General features: G+C 66.1%; 6 protein-coding genes and 2 pseudogenes. All 8 read right to left on the reverse strand.

Annotated features, from left to right (window positions below; translation table 11 throughout):
* Position 1 precedes the first annotated feature (1 nt).
* Positions 2 to 303: pseudogene (locus IPK27_12870) on the reverse strand (hypothetical protein).
* 375 nt (positions 304 to 678) lie between these two features.
* Positions 679 to 1,950 (reverse strand): NAD-dependent dihydropyrimidine dehydrogenase subunit PreA, encoded by a 1,272-nt coding sequence (gene preA, locus IPK27_12875; GenBank protein MBK8068476.1) that lies wholly within the window; start codon positions 1,948 to 1,950, stop codon positions 679 to 681.
* Between the two features lie 270 nt (positions 1,951 to 2,220).
* Entirely contained in the window at positions 2,221 to 3,948 is a 1,728-nt protein-coding gene (locus IPK27_12880) for an NAD(P)-dependent oxidoreductase (protein MBK8068477.1), read from the reverse strand.
* Positions 3,949 to 4,181: 233 nt separating this feature from the next.
* Positions 4,182 to 5,435 (reverse strand): Zn-dependent hydrolase, encoded by a 1,254-nt coding sequence (locus tag IPK27_12885; GenBank protein ID MBK8068478.1) that lies wholly within the window; start codon positions 5,433 to 5,435, stop codon positions 4,182 to 4,184.
* A 263-nt stretch (positions 5,436 to 5,698) separates the two neighbouring features.
* Positions 5,699 to 7,225: a CoA-acylating methylmalonate-semialdehyde dehydrogenase gene (locus tag IPK27_12890; GenBank protein ID MBK8068479.1), complete on the reverse strand. Its 1,527-nt coding sequence runs from the start codon at positions 7,223 to 7,225 to the stop codon at positions 5,699 to 5,701.
* A 201-nt stretch (positions 7,226 to 7,426) separates the two neighbouring features.
* Positions 7,427 to 8,361: pseudogene (locus IPK27_12895) on the reverse strand (phosphatidate cytidylyltransferase).
* Positions 8,358 to 8,987 (reverse strand): 1-acyl-sn-glycerol-3-phosphate acyltransferase, encoded by a 630-nt coding sequence (locus IPK27_12900; protein MBK8068480.1) that lies wholly within the window; start codon positions 8,985 to 8,987, stop codon positions 8,358 to 8,360. Before IPK27_12900 ends, IPK27_12895 begins: the two are co-directional and overlap by 4 nt.
* A gap of 646 nt (positions 8,988 to 9,633) precedes the next feature.
* Complete coding sequence (locus tag IPK27_12905; protein MBK8068481.1) at positions 9,634 to 9,867, reverse strand: hypothetical protein; 234 nt, start codon at positions 9,865 to 9,867, stop codon at positions 9,634 to 9,636.
* Positions 9,868 to 10,112 lie beyond the last annotated feature (245 nt).

Raw genomic sequence — 10,112 nt, forward strand, 5'->3', positions numbered from 1 at the left:
ATTACCTCGCGGTCCAGTTGCGGCAGGAACCGTCATCGACGGGATCCATGGAGATGCAGCCGTTGAACGGACAGACGTACATGCACAATGTGCAGCCGACGAATTCCGCGTCGACTGCCTCGAACATCCGCACCAGGTCCCTTTCCTTGGTGATCGCCTGGTGCGAGGTCTCCTCGCAGGCGACGGGCAGAGCCCGCATGTGTCGCACTTGTCCAGGCGGATGCCCGCATTGACTTCAAGCTTCAGGTTCAGGGACCCCCAGCCGGCCACGTATGCGCGCCATTGCCGAAGACCGTAAAGAATAGCAAATCAAAGACCACCTTGCGCAGTTCGCGGCTCAGTGCATGCGGCGGGCTCATGCCGTCAAACCGTCCTCACGTGCGCCGCGCATGGCTGCGGTGCGTGGTTCCGAGGCCTGATGGCGGTTTGGTGACGCTCGCGGTGCCCTCTGTCGCGCCGCTTGCGTCAGGATCGGTAGCGGCAGCATTCAACTGATTGTCTTGATCACCGAGCGCGCCGTGATCGTGCACATCATCACATCGGCGAGCCGACCCTCGCGCCAAGCATTGCGCGGTCCCGGCCCCGTCTCTGTTCGCCGGCACCGTCCGCGCCATGCAGAACAATGCGTGCCCTGCGATCGCCCGCAGGGTGTCTCGCAGATGGCTCGTCGGTGATCCTTCAGGCGCTCTCGGTCTTGCGCATCGGGTTGTTCGGGTGGGTGGTCCAGTTGCGGTAGGAGCCGTCGTCGACGCGCTTCATGGTGATGCAGCCGTCGACCGGGCAGACGTGCATGCACAGATTGCAGCCCACGCATTCTTCATCGACGACTTCGAACATGCGCACGCCGTCCTTCTCCTTGGTGATCGCCTGGTGCGAGGTGTCCTCGCAGGCGATGTGGCAAAGGCCGCACTTGACGCACTTGTCCTGGTCGATGCGCGCCTTGATGTCGTAGTTCATGTTGAGGAATTGCCAGTCGGTGACGTTCGGCACGGCCTTGCCGACGAAGTCATCCAGGCGCTGGTAGCCCTTGCTGTCCATCCAGTTCTTCAGCCCGTCGATCATGTCGTCGACGATGCGGAAGCCATAGTGCATCGCCGCGGTGCACACCTGCACGGTGCCGCAGCCCAGCGCCATGAACTCCGCGGCGTCGCGCCAGGTGCCGATGCCGCCGATGCCGCTGATCGGCTTGCCGTGGGTCGCCTTGTCGCGCGCGATCTCGGCGACCATGTTGAGCGCGATCGGGCGCACCGCCGGGCCGCAGTAGCCGCCGTGCGTGCCCTTGCCATCGACCGTCGGTGTCGGCGCCATCAGGTCGAGGTCGACCGTGGTGATCGAGTTGATCGTGTTGATCAGCGACACCGCATCGGCACCGCCCTTGAACGCGGCGCGCGCGGAGGTGCGGATGTCGGTGATGTTGGGTGTCAGCTTGACGATGCACGGCAGCTTCGAATGCAGCTTGACCCAGCGGGCGACCATCTCCACGTACTCGGGCACCTGGCCGACCGCCGAGCCCATGCCGCGCTCGCTCATGCCGTGCGGGCAGCCGAAGTTGAGTTCCACCGCATCCGCGCCGGTGTCCTCGACCATCGGCAGGATGTACTTCCACGAGGCCTCGTCGCAGGGCACCATCAGCGAGACCACCATCGCGCGGTCCGGCCACCGCCGCTTGACCTCGGCGATCTCCTTCAGGTTCACCGCCAGCGGCCGGTCGGTGATCAGCTCGATGTTGTTCAGCCCGGCGATGCGCCGCTCGCCCAGGCGCACCGCGCCGTAGCGCGAACTGACGTTGACCACCGGCGGATCCATCCCGAGCGTCTTCCACACCACGCCGCCCCAGCCCGCCTCGAAGGCGCGGTTGACGTTGTAGGCCTTGTCCGTCGGCGGCGCCGACGCCAGCCAGAAGGGATTCGGCGAGCGCACGCCGATGAAGTTGCTCGAAATGTCAGCCATGTGTCGCTCCGATAGTGGCCGGTTCAACGCGGAGACGCGGAGAACGCGGAGAAAATCAGTGGGATCAATCGTCAAGGGGTTGATGACGCGTTGCCTCGCTGGCGGATCCGCGGGTCGTTCAAACCAGCTGTTTGACGCGGACGATGCCGTCAAAAGCTGCGCGGTGCGTTCTAGAAATTCGAGGACTTCAGTCGACGACCGCTTTTCCCATCAAGTCATCCGGTAAGCATCCAAGCAATTCGACCTTGTGGATCGCGGCTGCCTATCACCTCAAGCCGTCAATCGCAATTGATCCGCCAAGGACTGAATGCTGACTCGAGCAGACCGGGCAGGTCGGTGGACTACTATCGCGACGTCGATACGGCTTGCGACACGTCGCATCCACCTGGATCTCCCGGAGTGCGGCGCTCTCGCAGTTGCAGCTCTGACTGCATGCGGTGAACTGCGCCCGTCGGCCGAATCCAGGACGCAGGCCTGGAGCAAGAGGTCGCGAGGGTGGACCTCGATCGCCGCCCCGATCAGTGCGTCCTTCCGTACGGCACCTCCGCCCATGATCGATCCAGACCGCTCTGCTTTTCCTCTGCGATTCTCTGCGTCACGCTTCGCTCCACCGGCCATGGCCTTTTCTCCGCGCCTCCGAGTCTCCGTCCAGCTTAACCGGCCCCGACTATCGACCAAGGGCAGGTGAATGGCCGCCGCCGCGCGCTTGCCGTTTTCGACGGATTGCACGGTGAGGTCGACTTTGCCGCCGACGCAGTCGCCGCCGGCCCAGACTTTCTCGATGGTGGTGTGGTACTCGGCGTCGACCGCGATGCGCCCGCCCTTGAGCGCGGGGCCGGTGACGGGGTCAAGGACCTGGCCGATTGCCTTGAGCACGCTGTCGGCGGCGAGGGTGAAGCGCTCGCCGGTGTCCTGCGGACGGCCATCGGCGCCGGGGGCGGTGTAGGCAAACTCGATGGCGCTGACCGCGCCGTCGGCGTCGTGGATGGCCAGCGGGCGCGCCCAGTGGACGATGCGCACGCCCTCGTCGCGCGCGAAAGCCTGTTCGACCACCGTGGCGCCCATGGTCTCGGGGCCGCGACGGTAGACCAGGGTGACTTCCTCGGCGCCCAGGCGGCGCGACTGGATCGCGGCATCGATGGCAGTGTTGCCGCCGCCGATCACCACCACGCGGCGGCCGACGGGCAGGCGCGAGAGATCCGCGCACTGGCGCAGCTCGGCAATGAAGTCGACCGCGTTGCGCACGCCGTCCAGGTGCTCGCCGGGCACGCCGAGCGCATTGACCGCGCCGAGGCCGAGGCCGAGGAAAACCGCGTCGAATTCGCGCAGCAAATCGTCCAGCGCCAGATTGCGGCCAAGTTCGCGGCCGTGCTCGACGCGGATGCCGCCGATGCCGAGCAGCCAGTCGATCTCCTGCTGCGCAAAGCCTGGCACCTTGTAGGCAGCGATGCCGTACTCGTTGAGGCCGCCGGACTTCTCGCGCGCCTCGAAGATCACGATGTCATGGCCCTCGCGTGCCAGCGCATGTGCGCAGGCCAGGCCCGCCGGCCCGGCGCCGACCACCGCGATGCGCTTGCCGGTGGCGGCGGCGCGGGTGAACAACTGCGTGCCGCTCGGGTAGACCCAGTCGGTCGCATAGCGCTGCAGTGCACCGATCTGCACCGGCTTGTCGTCGTCCTTGTTCCTGACGCAGGCGCCTTCGCACAGGATCTCGGTCGGGCACACGCGGGCGCAGGCGCCACCGAGGATGTTCGCCGACAGGATGTCCGTCGCCGCGCCCTTCAGGTTGTCGGTGCTGATCCGCTTGATGAAGCTTGGAATGTCGATTCCGGTCGGGCAGGCCACGGTGCAGGGCGCGTCGTAGCAGTAGAAACAGCGCTGCGCCGCGACAAGCGCCTGCTGCCGCGTCAGCGGCGGCGCGATGTCGGCGAAATTCGCTGCGAGTTGCTCGGCACTCAGGCGCCCGGGCTGGATATCGGCATGGGTCAGTCGGGTCATCGTTGGTCCTGGTTGCAGTCTCGCTCCGGGCGGTTGGTAGAGGCAAAGCGGGACGCAAGAACGCAGAGAGAAGCAAGAGGACGCAAGAGAAGAATGACTGGGCGCGATTATGCTGCAGTCCCCCAAAGGCCAAGGGGATGTCGCTCAGCAACCTAGGAATCTCTCGTGCTCTCTGACATTTCTCCTCTCTGCGCCCTCCGCGTCCTCTCCTGGCAGTTCAGGCCCAGTGTTGTTCAGCGCCCGGCGCGGCCGAGGATGGCGTGCAGCAGGACGTTGCAACCGGCTTCGATCCACGCGGGGGTGGCGTCCTCGATCTCGTTGTGGCTGATGCCGCCGACGCAGGGCACGAAGACCATCGAGGTGGGCGCCACCTGGGCAAGGTAGCAGGCGTCGTGGCCGGCGCCGGAGACGATGTTGCGGTGGCTGTAGCCGAACAGTTCCGCGCCGGCGCGCACCGAGGCGACGCAGTCGGGATCGAAGGTGACCGGCTTGTAGTAGAAGATCTGTTCCAGCTTGGTGACCTCGATCTTGGTCTCCTCGGCGATGCGCGCGATGCCGGCGCGCAAATCGGCGTCCATCTTCAGCAGGGTCTCGTCTTCCGGATGGCGCAGGTCGACGGTGAAGAACACCCGGCCCGGGATCACGTTGCGCGAGTTCGGGTGCACCTGGAGCATGCCGACGGTCGCGCACGCAAAGGGCGCGTACTTGTGGCCGATCTGGTTGACCAGGTCGATCACCCGCGCGGCGCCGAGCAGCGCGTCGCGCCGGCGCGGCATCGGCGTCGGGCCCGCATGAGATTCCTGGCCGGTGAACACCACTTCGTACCAGCGCTGGCCCTGTGCGTGGGTCACGACACCGATGGTGACGTCCTCGGTCTCGAGGATCGGGCCCTGTTCGATGTGCAACTCGAAGGCCGCGTGGATCGGCTTGCCCATCGGCGCCTCGCCGGCATAGCCGATGCGCGCCAGCTCCTCGCCCATGGTCTTGCCGTCGACGTCCGCGCGCGAGAGGCCGTAGTCCAGGGTGAACACGCCGGCGAACACGCCGGATGCAACCATCGCCGGAGCGAAGCGCGAGCCTTCCTCATTGGTCCAGATCACCACCTCGACCGGACGCTCGGTCTGGATCCCGTGGTCATTCAGGCTGCGGATCACCTCCAGCCCGCCGAGTACACCGTAGATGCCGTCGAACTTGCCGCCGGTGGGCTGCGAATCCGCGTGCGAGCCGGTCACCACCGGCGGCAGCGAATCGTCCTTGCCGGCGCGACGCGCGAACACATTGCCCATCCGGTCGACCGTGATCGTGCACCCGGCCTCCTTGGCCCAGCGCACGAACAGATCGCGGCCCTGCTTGTCGAGGTCCGTCAGCGCCAGGCGGCAAACGCCACCCTTCGGCGTCGCGCCGATCTGCGCCATCTCCATCAGGCTGTCCCACAGGCGCTTGCCGTTGATGGCGAGCGGGGCTTGCGGCTTCAGTACGGCGTTCATGGCCGACCTCCCAGGTCAGAAGGATGAGATCAAAATTTCAACGCAAAGTCGCAAAGGTCGCAAAGGCAAGCAGAGCGAATGAATCGATCATCTGGACATTTCGGGTCCGATTTGCCACCTCCGCTCGGAAGACTTCCAACACTGGTGCAGGTGAGGATGCGCTGGCCGTCAGCAAGCAGCGTCCATCGCGAACCCTCCGCGAGTCTGTTCCCTTTGCGCACTTTGCGTCCTTTGCGTCTTTGCGTTGAACCTGTGCTGTCGCTTCAATGCGGCATCACGAACTGAGCACCCGCGCGGATGCTGGTCGGCCAGCGCGTGGTGACGGCCTTGAGCCGGGTGTAGAAGCGTACGCCTTCGGGGCCGTAGACGTGCTGGTCGCCGAACAGGCTGGCTTTCCAGCCGCCGAAGCTGTGGAAGGCGCTGGGTACAGGGATCGGCACGTTGACGCCGACCATGCCCACCTGAACGCGGTTGACGTAGTCGCGCGCGGCGTCGCCGTCGCGGGTGAAGATCGCGGTGCCGTTGCCGTATTCATGGCCGTTGACCAGCGCGAGGGCTTCCTCGTAGCTGCCCACGCGCACCACCACCAGCACCGGCCCGAAGATCTCCTCGCGGTAGATGCGCATGCCGGGCTTGACGTGGTCGAACAGGCAGCCGCCAAGGAAGTAGCCGTCGCCGGACTGCGGGATCTCGCGCCCGCGGCCATCGACCACCAGTTCCGCGCCTTCGGTCACGCCGGTGTCGACATAGCCGCGCACGCGGTCGCGGTGCTGCGCGGTGATCAGCGGGCCCATGTCCATGCCCGGCAGTTCGCCCGGGCCGATCTTGAGCGCGTGCACCCGCGGCGCGAGGCGCGCGATCAGCGCATCGGCGGTTTCATCGCCCACCGCGACGGCCACCGAGATCGCCATGCAGCGCTCGCCGGCCGAGCCGTAGCCGGCGCCCATCAGCGCATCGGCGACCTGGTCCAGGTCGGCGTCCGGCATCACCACCATGTGGTTCTTGGCGCCGCCGAGCGCCTGCACGCGCTTGCCATGCCGCGCGCCGGTTTCGTAGATGTACTTGGCGATCGGCGTCGAGCCGACGAAGCTGATCGCGCGCACGTCCGGGTGCTCCAGCAGCGCGTCGACCGCGCGCTTGTCGCCGTGCACCACGTTGAACACGCCGGCCGGCAGCCCGGCCTCGGCCAGCCAGTCGGCCAGCAGCAAGGACGACGACGGATCGCGTTCAGAGGGCTTGAGCACGAAGGTGTTGCCGCAGGCGATCGCGATCGGGAACATCCACATCGGCACCATCGCCGGGAAGTTGAACGGCGTGATGCCGGCGACCACACCGAGCGGCTGGCGCAGCGAATAGGCATCCACGCCGTTGGCCACGTTCTCGGTGGTCTCGCCCTTGAGCAAATGCGGGATGCCGCAGGCGAACTCGACCACTTCCAGGCCGCGCGCGACCTCGCCCAGCGCATCGCTGTGGGTCTTGCCGTGCTCGGCGGTGATCTGTGAGGCGAGGATGTCGGCGCGCGATTCGAGCAGTTCGCGAAACTTGAACATCACCCGCGCGCGCTTCTGCGGTGGGGTCGCCGACCAGCCGGGCAGGGCGGCCGCGGCCGCGGCCACCGCGACGTCCACCTGCGCGCGATCGGCCAGCGGCAGCAAGCCGGTCTGGGCCCCGGTGGCCGGGTTGTAGACCGCGCTGGTCGGCCCTTCGCCGGCCGGCACGCGCGCGCCGTTGATGTAATGGGAGATCCACGCCGGCGTGGATTCGGGGGAAATGCTGCGCACTGCGCTCATCGCGTTCGCTCTTCGTGTGGATGTGAAGAGCCTACTACAGAGCCGCGACGCATGGCGGCTTGTCCCCCTGAAACGGTGTTCGCACGCACGGTCCTACGGGTGCCGCGCAGGCCGGTGTGCGGCGCAGCCGTTCACCGGCTTACCCGCGGCAAGCTCCCGCTGAGCGCGCAGCGCGCGCACAACGGGCTACTCAATCCGACCTCAGGGCGTGAACCCATATCGCACGATGTGGAAGAACACGGGCGCCGAGAACAGCACCGAGTCCAGGCGGTCGAGCACGCCGCCGTGGCCGGCGATCAGATGGCCCCAGTCCTTGACCCCGTGGTCGCGCTTGATCGCGCTCATGACCAGTCCGCCGAAGAAGCCCATGACGTTGATCGCGAAGGCGATGGCCGCCGCCGCAGCGGACTGAACGGAGTGATCCAGAACAGCGCGGCGCCGAGCGCGGTCGAAGAGAGCACGCCGCCGATCAGTCCTTCCCAGGTCTTCGACGGCGACAGCGAGGGCGCCACTTTGCGCTTGCCGAACAGCTTGCCCCAGACGTACTGCAGCACATCGCTGGATTGCACCACGATCACCAGGAAGGCGATCAGCAGGATCTCGCGCCCGCCGTAGCCCGGAATCTGCAAGGTCACCAGCGCGGGGACATGCGAGAGGCAGAACACCGCCAGCATCAGCGCCCACTGCACCGTGGCGATGCGTTCGAGGAAACGCTCGGTGTCGGCGCGCAGCGCAGCGACGATCGGCAGCAGCAGGAAGCCGTACACCGGGATGAAGATCGAGTACAGCCCATACCATTCGATCCAGATCAGCAGGTACTGCACCGGCAGCGCCAGGTAAAACACCAGCGCCAGCGCCAGGTGGTCGCTGCGCCGGGTGTAGGTCAGGGTCACGAACTCGCGCAGCGCCAGCAGCGACAGCAGCGCGAACAGCACGATCACGCCGGTCTTGCCGAAGGCGAAGGCGAGGGCCACCAGCCCCACCATCACCCACCAGGCATTGATGCGGTCGTTGAGGTTGTCGATCACCGCGTGCGGCTTGCCCCTGGCCACGGTGTGGCGCAAGGTCAGCGCCACCGCGCTGGCGAATCCGAGCACGGCGAAGATGCCGAGGAAGAGCTTGAGGGTGGTGCTCATGCGGCCTCCAGGTGCGCCGGGCGCTGGGCCAGCAGAGCAGTGCGCGCACGCGCCAGGAAGGCATCCTTGTGCTCGCCTTCGGCGACCGTGATCGGCGCGCCGAAATGCACCGTGCACAGCAGCGGCACCGGAATCACCTCGCCCTTGGGCAGCACCCGGTGCAGGTTGTCGATCCACGCCGGCACCAGAGGCACACCCGGATTGGTGCGGCCCAGGTGGTAGAGCCCGCTCTTGAAGGGGAGCAGGTCGGCGTCCGTCTGGTTGCGCGTGCCTTCCGGGAACAGGATCAGGCTCTGGCCGGTCTTCAGGACCTCGGACATCTGTGCGATCGGATCCTGCTCGCGTTTTTCCCGTTCACGCTCGATCAGCACCGCGCGGACCACGTGATGGCCGACATAGCGGCGCAGGGCGCCTTTGTCCCAATAGTCCTTGCCCGCCACCGGCCGAGTGCGCGCCCGCAGCGCCGGTGGCAGCACCGCCCAGATCAGCGCGAAGTCGCCATGGCTGACGTGGTTGCCGAAATAGACGCAGGGCCCGGCGGGTGGCGGCGCAGCCCAGATCCCGCGCACGCCGGTCAGCAAGTGTGCGGCGGCGAGCATCGCGCCACGGGCGAAGGTATCAAGCATCGAAGCGTCCTGGCAGGGGGTGCCAGGGGGAACGATATCAGGGGGAGGATCAGGACAAGGGGCGCAGTGCGTGATCGTTCGCTGTCGCCATTGCTGTCGCTTGTCGCTTGTCGCTTGTCGCTTGTCGCTTGTCGCTTGTCGCTTGTCGCTTGTCGCTTGTCGCTGTTCGTGGGAGCGGGCTCCGCCCGCGATCTTTTCGCTGTTGCTGTTGTTTCTTGCTCCTACCTGAAGAGCAAAAGCGTTTCACCCTTGACGGCCGGTCACTTCTTCCCGCTTGCCCAGAAAGAAGGTAGACCAAGAAAGAGGGCACCGCGTCCGCGCCCGTGGGCGTCGTGCACACAGGGGTCCCCGCGGTGCTCACGAATCGCAGGCGGCTGCGCAACGCACATCCCTGTGCTCGGACATGCTCGCTTTCCCCTGCGCTTCCGGCTCCGCTCCTCGGCGGCGCCCGAGGGCTCCGGTCTTCGACCCGGCTTCCTACCTGGTTCTTGAGGGTGGCGGGTCAACCCGGCTTGCGGGTCTTGAGCAGAAGGAAGCCTGGTTCTTGTCGCCGTCGCTAGGCTGCGAGCTTCTGGCTGTCGCTGTCGCTGTCGCTGTCGCGGTCGCGGTCGCTGTCGCTGCTGCTTTGCTGTTTGTGGGAGCGGGCTCAGCCCGCGAGCTTTTGGCTTCTTGCTTTTCGCCTTTGGCTCTTGCCACCAAGATCAAGAGCAACGGCGTTAATTGTGGAAGCCGAGTAACTTTCTTTGATGGCCAAAGAAAAGTCACCAAAGAAAGCCACCCAAACATCGCGCTTGCCGCGCATCATGCGCGGCAAAGTTCCTGCGGTGCTCGCGAAGCGCAAGGCTCGCTGCGCAACTCGCACGTCCCTGTGCTCGGACATGCTCGCTTTCCCCTGCGCTTCGCTCCGCTCCTCGGCGCTCCCGAGGGGCCCCATTGTTCCTTCGACCCGGCTTCCTGCCTGGTTTTCGAGGCGAGCTTCTAGATCGATTTGCTCTACGGAAGTCGAGAGCAAAGCGTTATCAGCCGAGCAGAGTTGCTGGCTGTGGCTTCCTTCCCTAACCCGCCCGCAAGCCGACAGGCCCGCCTCCCCCTCGAAATCCAGGCAGGAAGCCGGGTCGAAGAAAC

This window comes from Rhodanobacteraceae bacterium (assembly GCA_016713135.1).
Taxonomy (GTDB): domain Bacteria; phylum Pseudomonadota; class Gammaproteobacteria; order Xanthomonadales; family SZUA-5; genus JADKFD01.